Annotated in this window: 15 protein-coding genes; 9 read left to right on the top strand and 6 right to left on the bottom strand. The window is 74.4% G+C overall.

The features are described from left to right. Positions 1 to 186 precede the first annotated feature (186 nt). A complete protein-coding gene (locus ACOBQU_RS37790; protein ID WP_423633814.1) occupies positions 187 to 3876 on the top strand; it encodes a helix-turn-helix domain-containing protein in 3690 nt (1229 codons plus the stop codon). Positions 3877 to 4381: 505 nt separating this feature from the next. On the opposite strand, the gene ACOBQU_RS37785 is transcribed toward ACOBQU_RS37790, so the two are convergent. After that, complete coding sequence (locus ACOBQU_RS37785) at positions 4382 to 5383, bottom strand: TauD/TfdA family dioxygenase (protein ID WP_423633812.1); 1002 nt, start codon at positions 5381 to 5383, stop codon at positions 4382 to 4384. 326 nt (positions 5384 to 5709) lie between these two features. Between ACOBQU_RS37785 and ACOBQU_RS37780 the strand changes: the two genes are divergently transcribed. Then, positions 5710 to 6444 (top strand): Type 1 glutamine amidotransferase-like domain-containing protein, encoded by a 735-nt coding sequence (locus ACOBQU_RS37780; protein WP_423633810.1) that lies wholly within the window; start codon positions 5710 to 5712, stop codon positions 6442 to 6444. 132 nt (positions 6445 to 6576) lie between these two features. Here ACOBQU_RS37780 and ACOBQU_RS37775 read toward each other — a convergent pair whose 3' ends face one another. Next, positions 6577 to 9306 carry a DUF6185 family protein gene (locus ACOBQU_RS37775; protein ID WP_423633808.1) on the bottom strand — a complete coding sequence of 910 codons (2730 nt, stop codon included), beginning with the start codon at positions 9304 to 9306 and terminating at the stop codon, positions 6577 to 6579. Positions 9307 to 9528: 222 nt separating this feature from the next. Between ACOBQU_RS37775 and ACOBQU_RS37770 the strand changes: the two genes are divergently transcribed. Then, the gene (locus tag ACOBQU_RS37770; RefSeq protein WP_423633806.1) at positions 9529 to 10893 is read left to right on the top strand and encodes an FAD-dependent oxidoreductase; all 1365 of its coding nucleotides are present in this window, start codon (positions 9529 to 9531) and stop codon (positions 10891 to 10893) included. Positions 10894 to 11572: 679 nt separating this feature from the next. Continuing rightward, complete coding sequence (locus ACOBQU_RS37765) at positions 11573 to 16531, top strand: amino acid adenylation domain-containing protein (protein ID WP_423633804.1); 4959 nt, start codon at positions 11573 to 11575, stop codon at positions 16529 to 16531. 107 nt (positions 16532 to 16638) lie between these two features. Here ACOBQU_RS37765 and ACOBQU_RS37760 read toward each other — a convergent pair whose 3' ends face one another. Together ACOBQU_RS37760 and ACOBQU_RS37755 are read right to left on the bottom strand one after the other, a co-directional pair. After that, positions 16639 to 16965, bottom strand: coding sequence for a plasmid stabilization protein (locus tag ACOBQU_RS37760; RefSeq protein WP_423633802.1), 327 nt, complete (start codon positions 16963 to 16965; stop codon positions 16639 to 16641). A 129-nt stretch (positions 16966 to 17094) separates the two neighbouring features. Continuing rightward, positions 17095 to 17322 carry a DUF5133 domain-containing protein gene (locus ACOBQU_RS37755; RefSeq protein ID WP_423633800.1) on the bottom strand — a complete coding sequence of 76 codons (228 nt, stop codon included), beginning with the start codon at positions 17320 to 17322 and terminating at the stop codon, positions 17095 to 17097. 254 nt (positions 17323 to 17576) lie between these two features. On the opposite strand from ACOBQU_RS37755, the gene ACOBQU_RS37750 reads away from it, so the two are divergent. From ACOBQU_RS37750 to ACOBQU_RS37735, 4 genes are all read left to right on the top strand, one after another. Continuing rightward, positions 17577 to 18521: a TIGR03619 family F420-dependent LLM class oxidoreductase gene (locus ACOBQU_RS37750; protein ID WP_423633799.1), complete on the top strand. Its 945-nt coding sequence runs from the start codon at positions 17577 to 17579 to the stop codon at positions 18519 to 18521. 193 nt (positions 18522 to 18714) lie between these two features. Beyond that, positions 18715 to 20415: an amidohydrolase gene (locus tag ACOBQU_RS37745; protein WP_423633797.1), complete on the top strand. Its 1701-nt coding sequence runs from the start codon at positions 18715 to 18717 to the stop codon at positions 20413 to 20415. Then, positions 20402 to 20701, top strand: a complete 300-nt coding sequence (locus ACOBQU_RS37740) for a hypothetical protein (RefSeq protein WP_423633795.1) — start codon at positions 20402 to 20404, stop codon at positions 20699 to 20701. The genes ACOBQU_RS37745 and ACOBQU_RS37740 overlap by 14 nt, the downstream gene beginning before the upstream one ends. Before the next feature lie 33 nt (positions 20702 to 20734). Next, on the top strand, positions 20735 to 22261 hold the full coding sequence (locus ACOBQU_RS37735) for a sodium:solute symporter family protein (protein WP_423633794.1): 1527 nt from the start codon (positions 20735 to 20737) through the stop codon (positions 22259 to 22261). Between the two features lie 48 nt (positions 22262 to 22309). On the opposite strand, the gene ACOBQU_RS37730 is transcribed toward ACOBQU_RS37735, so the two are convergent. Both ACOBQU_RS37730 and ACOBQU_RS37725 read right to left on the bottom strand, forming a co-directional pair. Next, on the bottom strand, positions 22310 to 23221 hold the full coding sequence (locus tag ACOBQU_RS37730) for a catechol 1,2-dioxygenase (RefSeq protein ID WP_423633792.1): 912 nt from the start codon (positions 23219 to 23221) through the stop codon (positions 22310 to 22312). Between the two features lie 374 nt (positions 23222 to 23595). Then, a complete protein-coding gene (locus ACOBQU_RS37725; protein ID WP_423633791.1) occupies positions 23596 to 24171 on the bottom strand; it encodes a MarR family winged helix-turn-helix transcriptional regulator in 576 nt (191 codons plus the stop codon). A 264-nt stretch (positions 24172 to 24435) separates the two neighbouring features. Between ACOBQU_RS37725 and ACOBQU_RS37720 the strand changes: the two genes are divergently transcribed. After that, entirely contained in the window at positions 24436 to 25245 is an 810-nt protein-coding gene (locus tag ACOBQU_RS37720) for an SDR family NAD(P)-dependent oxidoreductase (protein ID WP_423633789.1), read from the top strand. The last annotated feature ends 42 nt before the right edge of the window (positions 25246 to 25287 follow it).

Genomic DNA, 25287 nt, shown 5'->3' with positions numbered 1-25287 from the left:
GCACAGCGATCCGCACAGTGGTCCGCACAGCGCCCCGTGCGACGATCCGTACAGCAATCCGTACGACGATCCGTACATCAGGGGAAGGTCGGGGTGGTCATGGGCACGCCTGCCGGGCGCAGCCGGACGTCTCGGGGAGGCCGCTCGGGGAGGCCGGAGTCTCCGGTCGATCCGGAGGCCGGTCCGGTGGAGCGGTTCGCCTGGGAGCTGCGCCAGTTACGGGAGCGGGCGGGCGGCCCGAGCTACCGGGCGCTGGCGCGGCGGGCCCACTACGCCGCCAGCACGCTGGCCGACGCGGCGAAGGGCCGACGGCTGCCCAGCCTGGAGGTCGCCCTGGCCTACGCGCGGGCCTGCGGCGCGGAGCCGCAGGAGTGGGAGACGCGCTGGCGGGCCGCGGAGGCCGCCGCCCTGGCCGCTGAGCGGGAGCGGGAGGAGGCGCGGAGCCAGGGGCCGTACCCGGGGCTCGCCGCGTACGGGGCCGAGGACGCGCCCTATTTCTTCGGCCGCTCCGATCTGCTCAAGGAGCTGGTCGACCTGGTCGCGCGGGAGGCGCTGACCGCCGTGTCGGGCGTGTCCGGCAGCGGCAAGTCGTCGCTGCTGCGGGCGGGGCTGCTGCCCGCCCTGGAGCCGCACTGCCACCCGGTGGTGTTCACTCCGGGCGCGCGTCCGCTGCGCGCCCTGGCCGGGGCCGCCGTCGACCTGGCGGCCGGAGCGGGCGGCACGGACGGCACGGACGGCACGGACGACGCCCGTGAGGACCGCCGCGGTGCGGCCGCGCGCCTCGCGGGCCAGCTCGCCGAGGACGCCTCCGCGCTGGCGCTCGCGCTCACCACCGCCCTGGCGGGCCGCGCGGACGACACGCGGTTCGTGATGGTGGTCGACCAGCTCGAAGAGGTCTTCACCCTGTGCGAGGACGCGGCGGAACGCGCGGCGTTCCTGGCGGCGGTCGCCCACCTCGTGCGGGCGTGCCCCCAGCAGGTGCGGGTGGTCCTCGGCGTCCGCGCCGACTTCTACGCGCACTGCTTCGCGCACCCCGGCCTGGTCGCCGCGCTGCGCTCGGGCGGACAGCTGCCCGTCGGGCCGCCCACCCGGGCCGAGCTGCGGGACATCCTCGTCGAACCGGCCGCCCGGTGCGGCGTGGCCGTGGCCGCCGACCTCCAGGAGGCGGTGCTCGCCGACGCCGCCGACCAGCCGGGCGCGCTGCCGCTGGTCGCCCACGTCATGCGGGAGGTGTGGCGCGCCCGCGGCGGCCCGCTGCTGCGGCTCGCGGACTACCGCGCGTGCGGCGGGGTGCGCGGCGCCGTCGCGCGGAGCGCCGAGCAGGCGTACACGCGGGCCACCGCCGCGCAACAGGAGTCGATCCGCGCCCTGTTCCTGCGCCTGACGGTGCCCGGCGACGGCACCGAGGCCACCCGGCGGCGGGTGCCGCTGGAGGAGTTGGACGGGCTCGGGCTCGGCGCGATGGTGGGCGACCTCGTGGCGGCCCGGCTCCTGGTGACGTCCGGCCGGACCGTGGAGGTGGCCCACGAGGCCGTCGTCCGCGCGTGGCCCCGGCTGCGGCGCTGGCTGGACGAGGACCAGGACGCGCTCCGGGCGCACCGCGCGCTGACCACCGCGGCCCGCACCTGGGACGAACTGGGGCGCGACGACGGCGCGTTGTACCGGGGAGCGCAGCTCGCCGTGGCCCGGGAGTGGGCCGCGGGGCACCCCCACGCGCTCAACACACGGGAAGCGGCGTTCCTGCGCGCCAGCACGGCCGCCTCGCGGCGGCGGACCCGGCGCGGCCGTCAGCTCATGGCGGCCCTGGGCGTGCTGGTCGTCCTCGCGCTGACCGCCACGGGTGTCGCCGTGCACAAGTCCTCGACGGCGGAGGCCCAGCGGCGGCTCGCCACCTCCCGCGAACTGGCCGCCCGCGCCGCCCAGTTGAGCGAGCGGCGCCCCGAGGCGGCCATGGTGCTCGCCCTGCGGGGCTACCGGCAGGCCCGCACCGCGGAGGCCCGCGGCAGCCTGCTCAGCGCCTACGCCCGGTACCACGCCAACCAGCTCACCGGGCACACCCGTGCCGTACAGAGCGCGGCGTTCGCACCCGACGGCCGCACCCTGGCCACCGCGAGCTTCGACCACACCGTGAAGCTGTGGGACGCCCGCACGCGTCGGCTCCGCGCCACGCTGACCGGCCACACCGACGCCGTCAACGCGGTGGCGTTCGCGCCCGACGGCCGCACCCTGGCCACGGCGGGCAACGACCGCGGCGTCAAGCTGTGGGACGCCCGCTCCCACCGCCTTCTGGCCACGCTCACCGGGCACACCAACATGGTCGAGGCCGTGGCGTTCTCCCCCGACGGCCGCACCCTCGCCAGCACGGGCAGCGACCGCACGGTGCGCCTGTGGAGCGTGCGCGGCCACCGGGAGCGGGCCGTCCTGACCGGGCACACCGAAGCGGTGCTGCGCCTGGCGTTCTCCCCCGACGGCCGTACCCTCGCGAGCGCGGGCAGCGACCACAGCACACGCCTGTGGGACGTGGCCTCGCGCACCAGCCGCGCGGTCCTGTCCGGCCGCACCGGCGCCATCGGCTCGGTGGCGTTCTCGCCGGACGGCCGCACCCTGGCCACGTCCAGCACCGACCACGGCGTCGCACTCTGGGACACCCGCAGCCGTCGGCTCCGCGCCACCCTGAGCGGCCACACCAAGACCGTGCAGGAGGTGGCCTTCTCCCCCGACGGCCGCACCCTGGCCAGCACGGGTCTCGACGGCACCGTCCGCCTGTGGCGCCCCTCCGCCCGCACTCCGCTGACGGCCACCCTGCGTGTGGGAGGCCCCGGCTACGCCCTGTCGTTCTCCCCGGACGGGCGCACGCTCGCCACCACCGGCAAGGGCTCCGCCGTCCAGCTGTGGAACGTGGCCTCGCACCGCCCGCTGGCGGCCCTGACCGGCCGCTCCGGCGTCGTCACCACGCGCGTGCCGTACGCGACCTCCGGTGCCGCCCTGACCGTCGACCACCCCGGCCACACCGCCCGCTGGGCGCCGACGCCACCATCGGCGCACGCGGTGCCGTCCAGCGCCGGACGGCACGTCACGGCCAGCGCCGCGAGCGACGACGGCCGGGCCGTGGCCCTGGCCGGTGCCGACCGGACCGTGCGCGTCTTCGACGCCGCCACGGGCCGACGGACCGCCACGCTCAGGGGCGCGTCGAGCGGTGTGCGCCAGCTGGTCCTCAGCGCTGACGGGCGCCACCTCGCCGCGCACAGCGGCGACGGCACCATCCGGCTGTGGCAGGTGGCCACCGGCCGGGTCACGGTCGTACGCGGCGACCGCGCGACGCTGAACCTGGCGCTCGCCGCCGACGGCCGCACCCTGGCCGCGGTCGCCACCGACGGCACCACACGCGTCTGGCGCGTCCGCCCCGGGCGCGCCGCTCGGCCGCTGCCGGGGCCCCGGAACGCCACGATGGCCCTGGACTTCAGCCCCGACGGCCGCACCCTCGCGTTCGGCTCGGCCGACAACAGCCTGCGCCTGTGGGACGTGGGCGCCCACCGTGCCACGGCCACCCTCACCGGCCACACCGGCTATGTCATCGGGGCGTCCTACAACCCTGACGGCTCCCTGCTCGCCACGACCGGCTCCGACGGCGGCGTACGGCTGTGGAGCACCGGCCGCGCGCCGCGGCTGCTCGCGGCGCTCGACGGTCCCGTCTCCCCTCAGCCCACCCCGCGCTTCTCCCCCGACGGCCGGGCCTTCGTGGCGTTCGACACGCGCGCCGACGCCCGCGTCTGGAACACCGACGCCGACGACGTCGCCGCCCGGGTCTGCCGCATCGCCACGAGCCAGAACTGGGAGCGGCTGTTCCCCGACCAGACGGTCACGGATGTGTGCTGACGACTCACGGGGGTGAGAGGCACTAACCGGCGCTTGAGGGTGTGACCGCCTCGCCCGGCGGTTCCCTGGCGGGGCCGCTGGCGGGGGACGGTGCGTTAGACGACGGGCGGGCGGGGGACCCGGGGTGGGGTACCGCGGCCGCGGACCCGCAGGCGCCCGTCCCGAACCGGGAGACGACCTCCCGCAACGGGGCACGGACAGGGGAACTCCCGCCCCCTGGGCGCCAGCTGAGGGAGTGCGCCTCGTGGGGAAGGGAGCTCCCCACGGGGCGCACGTAGCCGTCGCCCACCAGCTCGGAGGCGCCTACCGCCCTGCGCGGCTCCAGGTCCGCCCGGGACGTCCCCCTCGGCTTCGCCGCGCGCGGCCGCACTCCCGCGACAGCCATGCGGCGCCGCCTGGCCGAGGGCTGGCGCGTCAGCATCCGGTCTACTCCCCGCCGGTGCCCGCCGACAGGGGCCGAACGGCCCGTAGGGTTCCCCGGCCGGGCCCCGCCCGCGCCACGGGTTCAGTCCGCCCAGATCCGCACCAGGCACCGGTGCTTGTCAGGCTCGGCCGGGTCGGTGAAGGCGGTTCTGCCGTGCAGGACCGCCTTGTTGCACACCAGCAGGAAGTCGCCGCGCCGCAGCGGGACGCGCAGCACCATCCGCGGGTCGGCCAGGACCGCGTCGAAGGCGTCCAGGGCGGCCAGATACGCGGCCGACAGCGGTATCCCGGCCTCGCGCTGGCCTCGTTCGATGTGGTGGCGGTTGTAGCGGACCTCCAGCGCGCCGGGCTCGTCGGTGGGGCGCCGGAACACGGGGAAGTACCGGTCGAAGTCCGCGCCCCGCCCGAAGTGCACCGGCCGGTACAGCTGGCGCAGAAGCGCCGTCGGCCGTTCGGCCAGCAGCCGGTCGTGCACGGCCGCTCCACTGACCAGCGTCGACTCGCCTCCGCTCGCGGCGGGGTGGACGCACAGCAGCCCCAGCACGCGGGGCGGCTCCCGCTGCGGCGACCTGTCCATGTGCGGGGGCAGCGCGCGGTCGTCCCGCTCCCGGCCCGGGGACGCGGCGGTCCGCCCGGCGCGGGCACCGGCGGTGACCAGCCCGTCCGCCGGGCCGTCGTACGGCCGCAGGGTGCCCAGCAGCCCGCCGAACCAGCGGGCCAGCTCGACGCAGTCGTCGTCGTCGCGCCCCTCCAGGCCGATCCCGCGTACGACGGCGAAGCCGGGCCCCTCCCGCAGCCGCCGGTCCACGCCCGCGGCGGCCTCCGCCAGCGCCTGGCGGTCAGCGTCCCTTCCGCACGCGCCGGAAGGGCCGTACGCCCGGGACCTGCCGCCCGCGTCGGACCGGCCGCCCGCGTCGGACCTGTCGTACGCGTCTGACCTGTCGTACGCACGGGACCCGTCGTACGCACGGGGCGGCCCGTCCGCGTCGGGCCGTACCGGTGGAAGCCGCACCAGCCAGTCGTCCTCGCGCAGGGACTCCCGGTCCCATGCCGCGCGTCCACCCACTGGGAGAAGTTCCGTCACGCAGTGCCCCCTTGACCGTGCCTCGGCTGTGCCTCAGGGCGTCGTCTGACGCAGGACACAGGGAGTCTTGCCCGGGGGTGTCGGAGCGATGCCGGGGACGGTCGGCCACCGAGAGGTTCCGCTGCTCAGGAAGTCGCGTCAGGGTACGGGCGCGGGGCCGAAGCGCGGCTCGGGAAGCCCGCCGGTGGCGAACACGCGGGAACGGCCCCGCCCCGGGCCGGAGCCGCGCCGGGGCTATTTCGGTTGCGGGCCGGGCACCAGGCGCCGCATCGTTCGTCCACACCCGCCCGCCCCGGCGGGCCCGTTCCTCAAGGAGGCGATAGCGCGTGGCCGCCAGTCCCCCGCGTCGTGTGGCTCTGCTCGGCGGAGGCTTCTCCACCGACGAGGACGGGCTGCTCGACGACTGGGTGCTCGCCCACGCGCGCGCCTCCCGGCCGAAGGTCTGCTTCGTGCCCACGGCGAGCGGTGACGCCCCGGCCTACGTGGAGCGGTTCCTCGCGGCGTTCCGGTCGCGCCCCGGCTGTACGGCCGCCGTCCTGCCGCTGTTCCGGCGGGAACTGGGCGACGACGCCCTGCGCGCGTTCCTGCTGTCGCAGGACGTCGTGTACGTGGGCGGGGGCAACACCGCCAACCTCCTGGCGGTCTGGCGCGCGCACGGCGTGGACCGGCTGCTGCGCGAGGCCCACGACCGGGGGACGCTGCTGTGCGGCATCAGCGCCGGGGCCAACTGCTGGGCCGAGGGCTCGCACACCGACTCCTTCGGCCCCCTCTCCACCCTGCCGGACGGCCTCGGCCTGCTGTCCGGCTCGGTGTGCCCGCACTACGACAGCGAGCCCGGCCGCCGCTCCTCCTACCGGGCGGCCGTGGCGAGCGGGGCGCTGCCCCCGGGGTGGGCGGTCGAGGACGGTGTCGGAGCGCTCTTCGCCGACGGGCGGCTCGTCGAGGCGGTGACCCGCGCCCCGGACGCGCGTCTGCGCCGGGTGGAGCCGGACGGGCGGGGCGGGGCCGCCGAGCGGGCGCTGCCGTGCCGTCCGCTGCCGTGCCGCTCCGCCGCGCCGTGAGCGGTGCCTGCGCGGGCCGCTCGCGGGACCGTGACCGGGCGGCCAGCGGGGCGTCGACGCGGGCGTGTCCGGCAGACCGCCGCCCCTTCCCGCCCGGGAGCGCCGCCCGCGCCCCGGCAGGTGGCCGCGCGCTCAGGGGTTGACGCCGGTGAAGGACCAGGGCGGGCCGCCGTTGTCGGCGACGAACTGCACGATCGTCGCCATGGCCGCGGCCTGGGCGAGGACCCAGGCGAACTGGATGGACAGATAGCGGGTCTGGTACACCGCCGGAAGCAGGCTCAGGAGGCCGCGGCCGGGGGCGAGTTCACCGCGGAAGGTCTCCAGGTCCATCCTGAAGCCGGTCAGCGTCATGATGAGCAGCATGGACACCGCGCCGAGGGCGAGGCTGGTCTGCTCCTCGCCCAGGCTCCAGTTCCCGAGCGCGAACAGCCCGATCGGCAGGGCGTAGGCGGCGGCGAGCGCGATGGCTTTGGCCGGTCCGCGCCGCCCGGGCAGTTCCTGCCACAGCGCGCCGAGGAGGAACCCGGCCGCCGCGTACCCGACCTGCCACAGGGCGAACTGGGTCACCACGTCGGGCAGTCCGAGCCGGTCGTGCAGGGTGCCCGTCAGGGCTTCGCCGCGCAGGTGGCTGCCCCAGACCAGGCCCGCGCTGAACGGCAGGGCGAGCGGCTGGGTGAAGCGGGCCGCCCGGGCCCCGTTCTCCCACCACGTGTCGCAGGGCCCCAGGGCGAGGGCGGCGTCCACCACGGAGACGTCGCGGGGCAGCCGGTCGGCACGGCCCGTGGAGGCGCGCCAGCGGTGCAGTCGGCGCAGCCGGGTCTCCGCGCCGCGCCGGGCCGCGACGTCCTCGTCGCTCTGCGCCTGGGCCGTGCCCCGCAGTGCGGCGTGGAGTTCGCGGTGGCGGCGGGACCGGGCGAGCAGCCTGGCGCGGTGGGAGGCGGACAGGGTCGCGGCGAGCGGCTCCCCCGACACGCTCAGCGGCCTGGCGGGGACCGCGCGGTGGCCGGTCAGGCGCAGGGTGCCCCAGAGCGCGAAGAGGGAGAGGAAGAACCACCACCAGGCGACGGCGCCGCTGGCCGCGTACACGCCGATGTCCATCGCGGCCATGACCGGGAACAGCAGGAGGACCAGCACCCGGTCGACCCCCTTGGGGCCGCGGCGCGCGAGGACGGCCCGCGCGGTCCGCGTTCCCCGGGCGCGCAGCACCGCCAGGACGGCCAGCCCGCTGAGCACCCACAGCATCCCGAACCACCACCACTGCGCGGTGTCGGTGAACCACAGCAGACCGCTGCGCAGCTCGGCCCGGTGCCACGCGCCGTACCCCCACTCCCAGGTGCAGGCGCCGGAGCTGTCCGTCCGCCATCCCGTGGGGTCGATGTGCGGGGAGAGCCAGCTCGCGCGGTTCCAGTCCCGCTCGGCGGCCATCGCGTAGCAGCCGCCCAGCACGGCGACGACGGCACCGACCCCGGCGAGCAGCGCCCGGAGCCGGGGGCGCGGGCGCCGGGGCCGCCACAGGCCGCCGTCCACCAGCACCCTGCGCACGGCGAGCGCGCCGCCGAGCAGCGGCAGGGCGAGGGAGCAGACGGCGGCCCCCCACACGGCGCCCACGGTCACCGGCCCGGGTCCGGGCGGCCGCACGAACCGCTCCGCGTCGAGCCCCACCAGGCCGGGCGCCAGGGCGGGCACCGCGCCGCCCACGGCGAGGGCGGCGCCGAGCACGGCCGCGGCGCGCGGCGGCCGGGCGAAGAGCAGCAGCAGCGCCCCGGCCACCACGGAGGCCAGCCAGGCGTACGGGGCGTGGGCGGCGCGCTGCGCCCAGTCCGGTGTGTCCTCGTAGGCGCCGACCGCGCCGAGGTACACATCGCGGCCCTGGACGGTCAGCGCGACGGCGAGCAGGGTGACGCTCCAGTTCCGCAGGTTGGTGACGGCCCGCTGCTCGACGCGGTCGGGCACGCCGTGCCGGGGCAGCACGATCAGCGCGTACCACAGGGCCAGGACCACGGCGATCGTCCAGAGGAGGCCGCCGACCGCGTCGTACACCGCGTACGGCGGTGAGTCGTCCAGGGCCGACAGGGCGCGGGGCCACGCGGGCTCGACGCCGACCTCGACCGGCGGGGCGCCGTGGGCGCGGGCGGGCCGCCAGGCCAGCGCGCCGCCGTCCGTCGTGGTGGTGGGCCTGGGCGTGGCCGAGCGGGCGCCGGGGCGGCCCGGGTCCACGGTGATCTCGCGCCACCGCGCCTGCGCCAAGGGGCCCGGCGGGGTCAGGCGGACGTCCCAGCGGCCCTCGCCGACCCACACGGTCCAGGGGCCGACGGGGACGGCGCCGCGCTGGTCCACCCAGGTGTGGGCGGTCAGGCGGACCTTCAGCCACCGCGCGCGGTCGCGGGAGGAGGCCTTCGTGCCCTTCCCGGAGGGGTCCTTCCCGCCCTTCCCGGAGGGGTCCTTCCCGCCATTCCCTGAGGGGTCCTCCGCGGTCTTCCCGGAGGGGTCCTTCGCGGGCGTCACCGCGGGTTCCGCGGACCGCCACTCCTCCCAGCGGGTCTCCACCCCGTCGTGGTCTCCCCTGGCCAGGCACCGCATGGCCCGCCGGTAGCCGTCGGAGCCGGTGCCGAGCAGCAGCCGGGCGGCTGGTCTCCAGGACAGCGGGACCGTGACCGTCAGGGTGCTGGAGACCTTGGCGTAGGTCCGGTCGTCGTGGTCGACGCGCACCGCCGCCTCGACGCGCGCGGTGCGCAGGCCGTGCGCGTGGCAGCGGTCACGGGGCACGGCCGCCGCCCCGGCCGCGTACGCGTCCCACGCCCCGCAACCGGTGAGGACCCCGGTCAGGAACACGGCGAACAGCCCTCGCCACCACCACGGCATGCGTCCCCCATCCCCCGGACCGGCACGCATCCCCCATCCCCCGGGACAGCCCCGTCCATGCCCCCTGGGGACCGTCACCCGGGGCCTTCTGCGATGATGATCACACCCGGGTGGTCAGCAACCCACCCCGCCCGTTAGGTTAGGCTCCCCTAAGTCTATGGTGATCGGCGTGTCCGCCGTCATCGGCGCAGCCAGTCGTCACCGCTCGAAGGGAACCTGATCATGCACCGCCCCCTGCGGGTAGCCATCGTCGGAGCCGGACCCGCTGGGATCTACGCCGCCGACGCGCTGCTGAAGTCCGACGCGGCCGCCGACCCGGGTGTGTCCATCGACCTCTTCGAGCGGATGCCCGCCCCGTTCGGCCTGATCCGGTACGGCGTGGCCCCCGACCACCCGCGGATCAAGGGCATCGTCACGGCCCTGCACCAGGTGCTCGACAAGCCGCAGATCCGGCTGTTCGGCAACGTCGACTACCCGCGCGACATCAGCCTGGACGACCTGCGGACCTTCTACGACGCGGTGATCTTCTCCACCGGGGCCGCGGCCGACCGCGCCCTCGACATCCCGGGCATCGACCTCGACGGCTCCTACGGCGCGGCCGACTTCGTCTCCTGGTACGACGGCCACCCCGACGTCCCGCGGACCTGGCCCCTGGACGCGGAGAAGGTCGCCGTGCTCGGCGTCGGCAACGTCGCCCTGGACGTGGCACGCGTCCTCGCCAAGACGGCCGACGAACTGCTCCCGACGGAGATCCCGCCGAACGTGTACGACGGCCTGAAGGCCAACCGGGCGCGGGAGATCCACGTGTTCGGCCGCCGCGGCCCGGCGCAGGCCAAGTTCAGCCCGATGGAGCTGCGCGAGCTGGACCACTCCCCCACCATCGAGGTCATCGTCGACCCCGAGGACATCGACTACGACGACGGCTCGATCGCCACCCGGCGCGGCAACAAGCAGGCCGACATGGTCGCCAAGACGCTGGAGAACTGGGCGATCCGCGACGTCGGCGACCGCCCGCACAGACTGTTCCTGCACTTCTTCGAGTCGCCCACCGAGATCCTGGGCGAGGACGGCCGCGTCGTCGGCCTGCGCACCGAGCGCACCGCCCTCGACGGCACCGGCAACGTCAAGGGCACCGGCGCCTTCACGGACTGGGACGTCACCGCCGTCTACCGCGCCGTGGGCTACCTCTCCGACAAGCTGCCCAAGCTGCCCTGGGACGTCGCGTCGGGCACCGTGCCGGACTCCGGCGGCCGGGTGATCGAGGAGACCGGGGCGCACCTGACGTCGACGTACGTCACGGGCTGGATCCGGCGCGGCCCGGTGGGCCTCATCGGGCACACCAAGGGCGACGCCAACGAGACGGTCGCCAACCTGCTCGACGACCACGCGCAGGGCCGCCTCCCCGAGCCCGCCGCGCCCGCGCCGGAGGCCGTGGACGCCTTCCTCGCCGAGCGGAACGTCCGCTTCACGACCTGGGACGGCTGGTACCGCCTCGACGCCGCGGAGAAGGCGCTCGGCGAGCCGCAGGGCAGGGAGCGCGTGAAGATCGTCGAGCGCGAGGACATGCTCAGGGAAAGCGGCGCCTGACCCCGCCCCGCACCCCGGCCTCAACCACCCCACCCGACCGGCCGTCGCCACCCGCGACGGCCGGTCGGGTTTTGGCGCCCGGAAAAAGCCGGGCACCGCGACGAGACAGCCCATGGTGAATTTCCCTCGGGCCACGGACGGGGGTTTTCAGCGGCGTCAAGGATGCCGTTATTGGATCCTCTTATGGAAAGCGGTCACCTTTCCTTATCCGGGGCCCCTCAGCAGTCATGACGCATGCTCACAGCACGGCGGCACGAGGGGGTTTCCATTCCTTGGCCACTAGCCAAATTTCCACACCGCGGCAATTCCCGTCCCGTGGACGGGACGATTGCGGGGAGGATTCCTTGACCGCGGTGCCGCGGCTCGGTCACTGTGGGGGAAATCGAGGTGATCTTCCTGGCGAGGGAGTTCACCGCACCGCTCTTTGTCTCCGGCCCGGGCGGTCGGCGTCGCCGAGGGTCACCGGGCGCCGAGCCGCGCCGGGCGCGCCGTCCTGAGCCGTTCCACGTCAGGCGCACCGCCCTGGGCCGTACCCCACCACGGCGGGCGCACCGCCGTGAACCGCTTCCCGCGAGGGGCCGCCGCGCGGCTGGACGCCACCGCGCCCGCCACGCGGCCGGAGGGATCGGCTTCCCCGCCACCCGGCCCGCGCACGACGCTCGTAGAGGAGTAAGCATCCATGATTCCCCTGTCCTTCGCCCAGCGCCGCATGTGGCTCCTGCACCAGTTGGAGGGCGGGTCGGAGAACTGGAACACGCCGATGGCCTTCAGGCTGCGGGGATCACTGGACCCGGCCGCGCTCACCGCGGCGATCCGCGATGTGGTCGACCGGCACGAGATCCTCCGCACCCTCTACGTGACGGACGACGACGGCGAGCCCCGTCAGCGGATCCTCCGCGAGGCGGAGGCGCGACCGGAGGTGCCGCTCGTCGAGGTGGCGCCCGATGACCTGTCCGCCGCGCTCGACGAGGCCTACGCCCACCGCTTCGACCTGGCGGCCGAACTCCCGCTCCAGGTGCGCCTGTTCCGCTGCGGGCCCGAGGAGCACGTCCTGGTCCTCGTGATCCACCACATCGCCACGGACGGCAGTTCGAGCGCCCCGCTGATCCGGGACCTGACCACCGCCTACACCGCGCGCCTCGACGGCCGGGCGCCCGTGTGGGAGCCGCTGCCCGTGCAGTACAAGGACTACACGATGTGGCAGCGCGAGTTACTCGGCGACCCGAGCGACCCGAAGAGCCTCGCCGCACGGCAGATCGCGTACTGGCGCGAGGAGTTGGCGGGGGTGCCGCAGCCCCTGAACCTGCCGCTCGACCGCCCCCGGCCCCCGCAGCGCGGCACCCGCGGCGCCACCGTCGAGCTGCTGGTGGAGCCGGAGGTGGCCAGCCGCCTCCAGAAGCTGGCCGACGACCGCAAGGCCACCCTGTCGATGGTGCTGCACGCCGCGCTCGCGGTGCTGCTGCGCAAGCTCGGCGGCGGGGACGACATCACGATCGGCAGCCCGATCGCCGGACGCACCGACGAGGCCCTCGCCGACCTGATCGGGTTCTTCGTCAACACCCAGGTCCTGCGCGTCGACCTGTCCGCTGACCCGTCGTTCGCCGACCTGCTCTCCCAGGTGCGCGAGAAGTCGCTGACGGCCTACGAGCACCAGGACGTGCCGTTCGACACGCTCGTCGAGGCCGTCAACCCCGAGCGGTCCACCGCGTACCAGCCGCTGTTCCAGGTGATGTTCGCCTGGCACAACTGGGCGCGGCGGGACCTCGAACTCCCCGGGCTCCAGGTGGAGGTCGAGCAGCACCTCATGTCGACCAATATGTTCGACCTGTTCTTCAACATGGCGGTGGACGACTCGGGCGCGCTGCGCGGCGACCTCCAGCACGCGACCGACCTGTTCGACCGGGCGACGGCCGAGGCCATCGCCGCCCGGTTCGCCCGGGTCGTCGAGCAGTTGGCCACCGAACCGGCGGCGCCGGTGAGCGCCGTCGAGGTCCTGTCGGCGCAGGAGCGCGACTGGCTGGTGCGCCAGGTCAACGACACGGCGCACCCGGTGCCCCCGAGCACCCTGCCGGACGCGTTCGAGGCCCAGGTGGCGCGGGACCCGGATCGCGTCGCGCTGATCGGCGAGCACGAGTGGGTGTCGTACGGGGAGCTGAACCGGCGCGCGAACCGACTGGCGCACTGGCTGATCGAGCGGGGCGCGGGCCCCGAGCGGCTCGTCGCGGTGCGCATGCCGCGTTCCGTGGAGCTGATGGTGGCGCTGTACGCCGTGGTCAAGACCGGCGCGGCGTACCTGCCGATGGACCCCGACGTGCCCGAGCACCGCGTCCGGCATGTGCTGGAGAGCGCCCGGCCAGTGATCGACCTGGCCGACGGGACGCTTCCGGACGTGTCCGCGTACCCGACCGCCGACCCGCGGCGGACACTGTCCCCGGACAACGCGGCGTACACCATCTTCACCTCGGGTTCGACGGGCGGCCCCAAGGGCGTGCAGGTGTCCCACCGGGCGGTCATGAACCGGCTGGCATGGGGCCTGGCGTACTTCGGCGTGGGCGCCGACGACCGGGTGCTGCTGAGCACGCCGACGAGCTTCGACGTGTCGGTGCCGGAGCTGTTCGCGCCGCTCCAGGTGGGCGCGGCCGTGGTGATCGCGCGTCCGGACGGGCGCAAGGACCCCGCCTACCTGCCGGAGCTGATCCGGCGGGAGCAGGTCACGGGCGCGGCGTTCGTGCCGTCCGTCCTGGAGGTCTTCGCCGCCGAACCGGGGGCGGGAGAGTGCCGGAGCCTGCGGTGGATGGAGGTGGTCGGCGAGGCGTTCCCGGCCCCGCTGGCCAACAGGGTCGTGGATCTGCTGCCGGACTGCGGGGTGCACAACTGCTACGGGCCCACCGAGGCCGCGGTGGAGATCACGGCCTGGCGGCACGTGCCGGGCGCGGACCGGCTGCCGATCGGCACGCCGGTGTGGAACAGCCAGGTGTACGTCCTCGACGCCGCCCTGCGCCCGGTTCCGCCCGGGGTCGCAGGCGAGCTGTACCTCGCCGGTGCCCAGCTCGCCCGCGGCTACCTGGGCCAGACCGGTCTGACCGCCGACCGCTTCGTGGCGTGCCCGTTCGGCGAGCCCGGCACGCGCATGTACCGCACCGGCGACGTCGTGCGCTGGAACGGGGACGGCCAGGTCGAGTACGTCGGCCGCACCGACTTCCAGGTGAAGGTCCGGGGCGTGCGGGTCGAGCTGGGCGACATCGAGGACGTCCTGTCCGCGCACCCCGGCGTGGCGCAGGCCACCGTCGTGGTGCGGGAGAACCAGGACGGCGACAAGCGCCTGATCGGCTATGTGGTGCCCGCCGCCGACGCCGTGGCGGCGGACGCCGCCGACCCGGTGGACGAGTGGCGGCGCGTCTACGACGACACCTACACCGCCTCCAGCGAGGTGGCGCTTGGCGAGGACTTCCACCTGTGGACGTCGTCGTACGACGGCGAGTCGATCCCGCTGGAGCAGATGCGGGAGTGGCGGGACGCGGCGGTGGCCCAGGTGCTGCGGTACGCGCCCCGGCGGATCCTGGAACTCGGCGTGGGCTCCGGCCTGCTCCTGGCGAAGATCGTCGACCGGGTCGAGGAGTACTGGGGCACCGACATCTCCGCCACCGTCGTGGACCGCGTCCGCGCCCAGGCCGAACAGGCCGGGTACGGCGACCGGGTCCGCCTCAGCGCCCAGGCCGCCGACGACCTGACCGGGCTGCCCCAGGGCCGCTTCGACACCGTCGTCCTCAACTCGGTCGTGCAGTACTTCCCCAGCGCCGCCTACCTGGACCAGGTCCTGCGCCAGGCGATGGACCTGCTCGTGCCCGGCGGCCGGATCGTCGTCGGCGACGTCCGCAACGCCGTGACGCTCCGGCTGCTCCTGACGGCCGTGCAGCGCACGGGCTGGCCCGACGCCTCCCCGAACGAGGTGCGGGCCCTGGTGGAGCAGGCGCTGCTCGCCGAGCGCGAGCTGGTCGTCGCGCCCGAGTGGTTCACCCAGTGGGCGGCGGAGCACTCCGCGGGCGTCGACATCCGGCTCAAGCCCGGCCGGGAGCACAACGAGCTGACTCGGCACCGCTACGAGGTCGTCCTGCACAAGCGGCCGTCCGACGCCCTCGACCTGGCCGGTGTGCCGTCGGTGGCATGGGGCAGGGAGGTGTCGGACCTGACGGAACTGGACGCCCGCGTACGGCAGGCGGGCGGTCCGGTGCGGGTGACGGGGATACCGAACGCGCGGCTGACCGAAGAGGCCGCCGCGGTGTCGGCCGGTGCGGCGGCCGCCCCCTGCGGCGCGGTGCTCGATCCGGAGGACCTCGCCGCGTGGGCGCGGCGGCAGGGCCGGGACGCGGTGCTCACCTGGTCCGGTGAGGCCGCCGACTGCTTCGAGGCGGTCCTGCTGCCGCACCCGACGGCCGTCCGCGGCGGCTTCGTGCCGAGCGCCACGCCCAGGCGGGCCCTGACGAACACGCCCGCGCTCGCCGCGGCGATCGGTCCGCTCCTGTCCGAGCTGCCCGAGTACCTGCGCGAACGCCTGCCCGACTACATGGTCCCGGCCGCGGTCGTGCCGCTCTCGGAGATTCCGCTGACGCCCAGCGGCAAGCTCGACCGGCGGGCGCTGCCGCCGGAGCACACCACCCTCGTGGGCAGCCGGGGGCCGCGCAACGCCCACGAGGAGAAGCTGTGCTCCTTCTTCCGTGAACTGCTCGGCCTGGAGCGCGTCGGCATCCACGACGGCTTCTTCGCCCTGGGCGGCCACTCCCTCCTCGCCACCCGGCTCATCGCCCGCATCCGCAAGGAGTTCGCCATCGACCTGCCGCTGAGGACGGTCGTCCAGTACTCCACGGTGGCCGAGCTGGCCTCGCTGCTGCTCCTCGGCGGCATCCCCGACGACCAGGCCGACTCGTTCGCGGTGGTGCTGCCGCTCAACCGGGACCCCGGCACGGGCAAGCCGCCGGTGTGGTTCGTGCACGGCGGGGGCGGGCTCGGCTGGTCGTACTTCGCCTTCGCGCCGCACCTCCAGGACCGGGCGGCCTACGCCCTGCAGTCGCGCGGCTCGGACGGCGTGGGCCCCGTCGCGGAGTCGGTGCCGGACATGGTCGACGACTACGTCGCCCAGATCCTCGGGACCCAGCCGGACGGCCCCTACCACCTGATCGGCTGGTCGTACGGCGGCCCACTGGCGCACGCCATCGCGGCGGCCCTGGACCGGCGCGGGCACGAGGTCGGCCTCCTGGCCATCCTCGACGCCCAGCCCGCGAGCGGCTTCGAGAAGGCGGCCGACTGGACGCCCGCGCTCTACCGGGAGGACGTCGAGGAAGCCTTCGGCGAGTTCATGAACACCGAGAACATGGGCCGGTTCCTGGAGAACATGGCGCGGGTGGGGGCCAACAACATGGCCCGGATGGCGGAGTTCACCTCGCCCGTCCACCGCGGTGACGTGCTGTTCTTCAACGCCCTGCTCGACGAGGAGCACCCGGGCTCCTACGCGGACGACTGGCGCCCGTACGTCCTGGGCGCCGTCGAAGCCCACGACGTCCACGCCCGGCACCACGACATGAGCATGCCCACCCCGGTGGCCGAGGTCATGGAGGTCGTCCGCCGCAAGCTGGACGGCTGACCGCACTGAGCGCCTGACCGGACCGGGCGGCAGACCGGACCGGGCGGCACACCGGACCGGGCGGCCGGGCCCCGCACGTCGCGGGACCCGGCCGCCCGGCTGTGCCCTCAGCGGCCGAGGGCCTGCTTGAGCTCCTTCTTGTTCATCGACGAGCGGCCCTCGATGTTCTTCTTCTTGGCCTCCTCGTACAGCTGGTCGCGGGTGGGGCCCTTGGCTCCGCTGTGCGAGCGCTCGCCGCCGCGCTGGGACGCGGACTTCGTGTCGCGCGTGGAGGTCTTGCTGGCGGTCTTGGACTCGCCCGCCCGCGCGCGCTCCTTGTTCACCGTCCGGGCCGCGATCTCCTTCGCGCGCTCGGGGGACTCTCCGCGGCTCCGCGCGCTCTCCCTGATGTGCTCGTACTGACGTTCCCGCTTCTTGCTGGATCCCGCAGGCATGGGACAGCCCTCTCATCGATTCCAGTGACTTGTGCTGCTATGTCATGAATTTAGGGGCTCATAGGGACGCTGTCGCGCCGCCGGGACCCACGAGGGCGTTCGTCCGCCGACCAGGACGGCGGCCCCCGCTCAGGCACCCACCAGGGAGTCGTCCTCGGGGCGCGCCCCGGGCAGCCGGTGGCGGGCGGCGATGAGCGCGGCGTCGATGTCACGGGTCCCGGTGGACACGCACAGCGTGTACGCGACGTCGTCCATGCGCTGCCGGTCCCGCGGACGACCGTGCTGGGCCCCCAGGGCCCGCAGGGTCTCGTACTCCTCGACGAGGTCACGCAGAACCGCCGGGTGCGCCATGAGCATGAGAAGCCTCCCTTGTGCCAGTTTTCGGTGACCAGTGCGGCCCGGCGGTTCCGCCGGGCCGCACTGCGGCTCGTGTGCCCCAGAGCGCGCCTCCTAATCCCCCCGGCATCCCCCGGCATCCCCCTGACCTTCCACCGACCTTCCCCCGACGCGACGACAGCGCGACGGCGGCACCCGGACCCTTGAGGAGCGACGGCCCCCCGCTCTACCGTTTGAGGCCAAACAATAAACCCCTCACGCCCCAGGGAGCCCGGATGCCCACGCCCCGCCCCCGCATGACACTCGTCCTGACCGAGAACTGGACCATGACCGGCGGCCGCTGCGACGTCGGCGCCCTGGTGCGCTGGGCCCGCGAGGCGGAGGACGCGGGGTTCGACTCGGTCATGCTCAGCGAACACGTCGTGCTCGGCCCGGACTCCGGCGCGGGCGGCCCGATGCCCAACCCGCGCGAGTACGCCCTGCCGGGCAACCAGCCCCCGGACACGCCCTGGCCCAGCTCCGTCGTGCTGCTCTCCGCGATGGCCGCCGTCACCGAGCGCGTGCGCCTCGCCGCCGCGGCCGTCATCGCACCGCTGCGCCACCCCCTGCTGCTGGCCAAGGAACTGGCTACGCTCGACCTGCTGAGCGGGGGGCGGCTGGTGGTCCTGCCGACGGTGAGCTGGAGCGAGGACGAGTACGCGGCCCTCCAGGTCCCCTTCGCGCGGCGCGGCCGCCTCCTGGACGAGCACCTCGCCGCCTGGGAGGCCCTCTGGCGCCCGGGGCCCGCGACCTTCGAGGGCACCCACTACCGCTTCCGCGACGTCTGGCTCGAACCCAAGCCGCACCGGGAGGGCGGCCCCGCGCTCTGGTTCGGCGGCTCCACGCTGCACGACGCGGTGCTGCGGCGCCTGGTGCGGTACGGGCACGGCTTCAACCCGCTGGGGCGGCCCGCGCCGGGCGAGCTGGAGAAGCTGCGCGCGGCGATGGCGGAGGCGGGGCGCGACATGTCCGACCTGGAGATGGTCGGCGGCACCCGCGCCGTCTTCCCCGACGCGACATCGGTGGCCAGCCTCGAACGGGCCCTGGAGGCCGTGCCGGAGCAGATGGAGCAGGGCTTCACGACGTTCTGCGTCAAGCCGTCGCAGTTCACGGACGACCCGGACGGGGTCGGGGACTTCTGCCGTGAGGTGATGCGGCGGGTGGAGCGGCTCACCGGGTGACACGGCGGTACGCGAGCGGGGCGCGGGCACTTCCCGGGCACCTCCCGGGCACTCCCACGCTCCGCCCGCCACCAGAGCCCCCGCCGCACACCCCTCGCGATTCGCGCAGAACTCCCGCGCCCGAACCCTTGCGCCGGACGCGGACCCGGGGCATATGTTTGGGCCCAAACGATACAGCAGGGAGGTCACCCCCATGCCCAGGCCCGCAGACCTCGTGCTCGTCAACGGCACCGTACTGACCGTCGACGCGGCGTTCCGCACCACACAGGCCGTCGCCGTGCGCGACCGCCGCATCGCGGCGACCGGAAGCACCCGCGAGCTGCGCGAACTCATCGGGCCCGGCACGGAGGTCATCGACCTCCAGGGGCGCACCGCGCTCCCCGGCGTCAACGACTCGCACCTGCACGCCGCCGCGTTCGGCGCGACCCGTCCGCCGCTCGCCCTCGACGTCGCCTCCCCCGCCGTGTCGTCGCTCGCCGACATCCGCGAGGCCGTGCGCCGCAAGGCCGCCGAACTCCCGCCCGGGGACTGGATCTTCGGCAACGGCTGGGACGTCGGCTACCTCAAGGAGTGCCTGGCCGTGCGGGGTCGCACCCCCTGCCGCCAGGACCTGGACGAGGTCTCGCCCCGGCACCCGGTGCTGCTGTACGAGTTCTCCGGGCACACCTCCTGGCTCAACTCCCGGGCCCTGGAACTCGCGGGCATCACCGCCGCCACACCGGTCCCGCCCGGCGGCGTCATCGAGACCGACGCCCACGGCGCCCCCACCGGCATCCTCCGCGAGGGCGCGCAGGACCTGGTGAACTCCGTGGTGCCGCTGATGGACGACGCGGCGCGCGAGGCCGCCATCCGCTCCGCCGTCGCGGTCTGCCACGCCGAGGGCATCACCAGCTTCACCGAACCGGGCCTCGGCCCCGGCGGCACCTCCCTGTTCCTCGGCGTCGCCGACACCGGGACCTTGGAGACGTACGCGCGTCTGGAGGCGGCCGGTGAGCTGCGGGCGCGGGTGAGCGTGCTGCTGCTCCCCCTGGAGATGGGCGGCGCGGCACGGCACCTGCCCGAGCGTCTCGCCCAGCTCAACGGGGTGTGCGCCGACGCCGACCCGCGGCTGCTGCGGGTGCTCGGCGTCAAGCTGTTCGCCGACGGCATTCCGCCGAGCCGCACGGCCTGGATGCACGAGGAGTACGTGGGCGGCGGGTACGGCAGCCTCTGCCTGCACGGACACAGCGACGCCCAGCGCGTCGAGGAGCTGGACGCGATCGTGCGCCACGTCCACGCCGCGGGCCACCAGCTCGGCGTCCACATCACCGGCGACCACGGCATCGACGCGGTCGTCGAGGCCTTCGAGGCGGCGCAGACCGACGCGCCGCGCCCCGACGCCCGCCACTACGTCATCCACGGCGACTTCGCCTCCGCCCGCTCCCTGGCCACGCTCGCCAGGCACGGCTGGGGCATCAACATGAACCCCGGCGTCAAGGACGCCATCGCGGACCTGATGGACGGCATCGTGGGCCCCGAGCGCTCCGCCTACCAGTGGCCCGTGCGCAGCGCGGCGGAGGCGGGCATCCCGGTGACCGCCAGCTCGGACGCGCCCATCACCTACCCCGACTGGCGGCGGGGCGTGGCCTCGATGATGCTGCGCGAGTCGAAGGCGAGCGGACGGCAGAGCGGCCCCGAGCAGTGCGTCGGCCTGGAGACCGCGATCCGCGCGTACACCTCGAACGCCGCCTGGCAGGACTTCGCGGAGAGCTGGAAGGGGTCCCTCGAAGTGGGCAAGGCGGCCGACATCTGCGTCGTCGACGGCGATCTGCCGCACGCCGACCCGCACGAGATCGCGGAGCTGCCGGTGGCGCTGACGGTCTTCGACGGGGAGGTCGTCCATGACGCCCGGTGAGGCACCGCCATCCGCCCCGCCCAGGGGCGCGGGACGGCCGTCGGGGCGGTTCGCGCGCTGGGCGGTGGCGCTCTCGCCGCGGCGCAAGTGGGCGTTCTTCGGCTCCTGGTTCGCGCTCGACGCCGTGCTCGCCCTGGTCCCGCCCGTGTACTGGACCGCGGGAGCGCCCCGGTTCCAGTCCGGATTCCCGCTCTCCGTCTGCTACTTCCTCGCTCTGGGCGCGCACATCTCGGCCGGTGTCGTCGTGCTGTACGGCGTCGAGGCCGCCCGCGGCGAACTCGACTGACACGCCCTCGGAACTGAGAGGGGTTCGTCCCCAGTGAATGTGGTCCTCGGCTACGGCATGGTGGCGCTCTTCTTCGCGGGAGTGCTCCTCACCCTGCGTCTGCACCGCCAGCACGACGCGGACTTCACCGACTACGCGGTGGGCGGGCGCAGCTTCGGCAGCGGCTACCAGACCATGTCGGTCCTCAACACCTGGTTCCCCGGCTCGGTGTTCATCGCCGACGCGGGCCTCGCGGCGGGCAGCGGGGTGATCGGCTTCCACCTGCTGATCTACGGCCTGTTCGCCTACCTGCTGATGTATCTGATGTCCCGGCGGGTGTGGATGTGGGGCGCGCGGCACGGCCTGCGCACCCAGTCCGACCTGTTCGGCCTGCGCTACGGCGGCACCTCGTCGCGGACGGTCCCGGCGCTGATCCAGGTCCTGGTGAACTTCCCGATGACGGTGATCGGGATGCAGGCCATGGGGCTGATCTTCTTCTATATCTCCTTCGGGCACCTCAGCTACTCGCAGTCGGTGCTCGCGGGCGTGCTCGTGCTGGTGGCGCGGCAGTTCTGGACGGTGCGCATGGGCATGCGCGGCGTGGTCGTCACGGACTTCTACCAGGGGATGATCGCCTACGTCTTCGGCTCGGTGCTGCTGGTGGGGCTCATCGTCTATCTCGTCGCGCAGGGCCACGGGTTCGCGCACCTGCCCGTGGAAGCGCTCTCGCTGCCCGTGGACGGCGGCGGCAGCGGCGGCCTGTACCTGTTCGCGCTGACGTTCACCGGCTCGGTGGGCGGCTGGTGCCTGTCGGGGATGTTCGTGCGGCTGTTCACCGCGGACGGGGTGCGCAGCGTCAAGCGGTCCGCGGTGCTCGCGATGCCCTGTTCGCTGGTGTTCGCCGGGCTGCTGCTGACCGCCGCGCTGCTGTCCGGGACGCTTCCGGGCGTGTCCGACAACCCCGACCACGCCCTGTTCACCCTCGGCGAGCGGATCGGCGGCCCGTGGGTCATCATCGCCATCGCCCTGTGCGTGCTGGCCGCGCAGATCGGCATGGCCGACGGGGTGCTCCAGTCCGTGGGCACGCTCATCTCCAACGACCTGGTCGCGGTGTACCGGCCGATGAACGACAAGGGGCGGCTGGTGACGGCGAAGATCTCCATCGCCGTCTACACGGTGGCCGCCGCGCTGGTCGCCAACATCGGCCTGAGCAACCTCATCACGCTGTCGATCATGGCGTACCAGGGGGTGGTGCAGCTCGCCGTGCCGCAGTTCCTCGGCCTGTTCTGGAAGCGCGGCAACCGGATCGGCACGGTCGCGGGAACCGTGGTGGGCTTCTGTGTCGCCGCCGGTCTCTCGGCGGCGTACCCCACGTCCATTCCCTGGCTGGACGGCCTGACGTCGGGTGTCGTGGGGATGGCCCTGAACCTCGTGGTGTACGTCGGGTGCGCGTACGCCTTCCCGCAGGACGCGGCGGAGCGCGGGCGCGTGGACGGGCTGTTCGCCGCCACGGCCGTGGCGGCGCCGTCGGCCGTGCCCGGCGAGGCGGTGTCGGCGCCGCCGGAGCCGACGCAGGCGTGAGGCGCCGACCGGGTCAGGGGCTGTGCCCTCGGTGCCCGCGGGCGGCGTTCACGGCGCCCGCTGGTCCGGCCCGCACGCGGTCCAGCCGTCTGCGGGGCGGTCGAACCACAGGTGGATCTGGCCGGTGCCGATGGAGTTCTCGTACGCGCTGTAGGCGCGCGCGGGTGCGGTCAGGCGCTCCTCGCCGAGGGCGCCCGCCATCATCAGATAGTGGCCGAAGCCCGCTTCGGGCCGGTGGGCGGCGAACTGAGGCATGGTGCGCAGCACCCGCGCGTGGTCGCCGCGCAGCAGCCAGGCGATGCGCTCCTCGTCGGCGGCACGGGCCTCGGGCGTGCGGATGTGCGCGGGGTCGCTGGCCTCGTGGGCGCGCAGTTCGCGCAGGGGCCAGAAGGTGTGCGAGAGCGCGCCGGACGCGATGAGTACGACCTTGCGGTCCGGCAGCGCGGCGACGCCGTCGGCGAGCGCGCGGCCGAGCCGCAGGTGGTCCTCGGCGTCCCCGGTCTGGCACACCCCGACGGACAGCCACCGTTTGTCGGGCAGCCCCTTGCCGAGGTACGTCCACAGGTTGACGGTGGCGTAGTGGATCGGCAGGTAGGGGTCGGCGATCGGAGTGATCCAGGTGCCGTGCCGGTCGGCGAACGAGGCGACGGCGTGGGCGAGTTCGGGGTCGCCGAGGAAGTCGTAGGGCATGCGGCACATGCCGCGCGGCAGTTCGTCGGAGGTGTAGAGCCCGGTGCGCGCCTCCTGGGCGGCGATGACGAACTCCACGGTGGTCGCCCAGTGCGAGTCCAGGACGACGACCGTGTCGTAGTCGAGGGTCTCGAAGACCTCCTGGCGCAGGGCGCGAAGTCCCGGTACGAGGCTGACCTCGCGGCCCTCGTTCAGCTCCAGGCGGCTGGACTCGGGCAGCACGATGGTGGGGACGTGGGCGAGCAGTCCGGCCCCGACGACCTCACCCATGGCCCTGCCGTTCCTCGGGCGCCGGGGCGGCCGGGCGCGCCGCGGGTCCCGGTGCGGGCACGGGGTCCGGCGCGGGCGCGGAGGGTGGAGCCATCGCGACCTCCTTGTCATTTGAGCCCAAACAAGATAGGTGGCCCGATCCGGACGGTCAACCCCCTTCCACGGCGGGGCCCCAGGGCTATCCTTTGACCCCAAACGTCACACGGGAGGGGTGCCCAAGGGGTGTCCGTGACAGAGGCGAGAGGCGCGGCCGACATGCCGGGCGGACCTGTGCGGGTCGGCGGCGGGCGGCTCCGCTGACCGGCGTCGGCGCGCAGGAGTCGGGCCCCGGGCGCGGCTCGGCGGCGCGGGTCCCGGGGCCGACGTCCGGCGGCTCAGTCGCGGGACGGGCGGCGTCCGCTGCGCCGGGGTCGGGGTTCGGCGCCGTCGAGGAGGGCGAGGCGCCGCTCCTCGCCGTTCTCCTCCGTCTGCGTCACGATCTTCCGCAACAGGTCGGCGAGCGTGCGGCACTCGTCGTCGGTGAGCCGGTCGGCGACGAAGACCTCCTCGGCGTTGAAGGCGGGGAACACCTCGGCCATCAGCCGCTCGCCGTCCTCGGTCAGCCGCAGCAGCGCCAGGCGCCCGTCGGTGGGGTGGCTGTTGCGTTCGAGCAGGCCGCGGCGCTGGAGCGTGCGGGCCACGCCCGTCAGGGTGCCCTTGGAGATGCCCGCCTCCTCGGCCACGTGGCGGGTCTCCGTCTCGCCCCAGATCCAGACCACCCACAGCACGACGAACGAGGTCCAGGTCAGCTCGGCGCCGCGCAGCACGGAGTTCTCGAAGTGCTGCCGCACCGCTGCGGCGGCCCGGTAGATGTTCGCCACCGCGACCATCTGCACGTGCTGGATCGGCGTGTCACCCAGCTTGGCCTGGACGGCCTTCTCGGTCTCCCGGATGGAACGGTGCCCCGTCACGTCGTGTTCTCCCGCGTCTCTCTCGCCGTCCCCCGCGCCCCCGGGCGGGTTCCGTCCGCTGCCGTACGACCGCTGCCGTGCGTGACCCTTACGGGCTCAAACGATAACCCGGCCTCCGCCGACCCGCCGCTCCTCCCCTCGCGGGGACCGCCCGGCGGCGCCCGCGCACCCGCTTCGCGCCACCCTCTTCGCCGCACCTGTCCCGCGCCCGTCCCGCGCCCGTCCCGCGCCACCGAACCGCCGTCACTCGACAGGGAGTTCCCCATGACCCAGACCGACCAGTCAGACTCGCGCGTCCTGCTCGTGGCCGGGGCCAGCAGCGGGATCGGCGCGGCCGTCGCCGTGCGCGGCGCGCAGGAAGGGGCGCGCGTCGCCGCGTGCGCCCGGCGCGCTGAGGCGCTGCGCGCGGTCGCGGACCGGTGCGGCGCCACGCCGTACGTCGCCGACGTCACCGTACGCGACGAGGTCGAGGAGCTGGTCGCGGCCGTGGTGCGTGACCACGGGCGGCTTGACGGCGTGGTCGCCAACGCCGGGATCCTGCGCCCCGGCGGGCTGCTCGAAGTCAGCGACGAGGACTGGGACGCCACCCTGCGCACCAACCTCACCTCCGTCTTCCTGCTGGCGCGCGCGGCCCTGCCCCATCTCATCGCCACGCGGGGCGCGTTCGTCACGGTGGGCTCCATCGCCGCGCTGCGCGCCCCGGGTGGTGCGAGCGCGTACGCCGCGTCCAAGGCGGGTGCGGGGATGCTGACGAACGCCATAGCGACGGAGTTCGGACCGCGCGGGGTGCGCGCCAACACGGTCTGCCCGGGCTGGACGCGCACGGAGATGGCGGACGAGGAGATGCGCGAGTTCACCGACGGCGCTTCCCTTGACGAGGCGTACGCGCAGGTCACGGCCCTGGTGCCACAGCGCCGCGCGGCCCGCGCGGAGGAGGTGGCGGACGCCGTCCTGTGGCTGCTCGGCCCGCGGTCGTCGTACGTCAACGGCGCGACGCTGACGGTGGACGGCGGCACGAACGTGGTGGACGCGGGGTATGTGCCGTTCGAGTTCTCGGTGGTTCCACGGGCGTGAGGGGCGCGGTCGGGCCTCGGGCGGGCCGCCGGGCGCGGATGA

This window comes from Streptomyces sp. G45 (assembly GCF_049542095.1).
In the GTDB taxonomy this organism is placed as follows: Bacteria; Actinomycetota; Actinomycetes; order Streptomycetales; family Streptomycetaceae; genus Streptomyces.
Note: the sequence above shows the minus strand (reverse complement) of the source record. Positions and strands in the feature narration are given on the sequence as shown.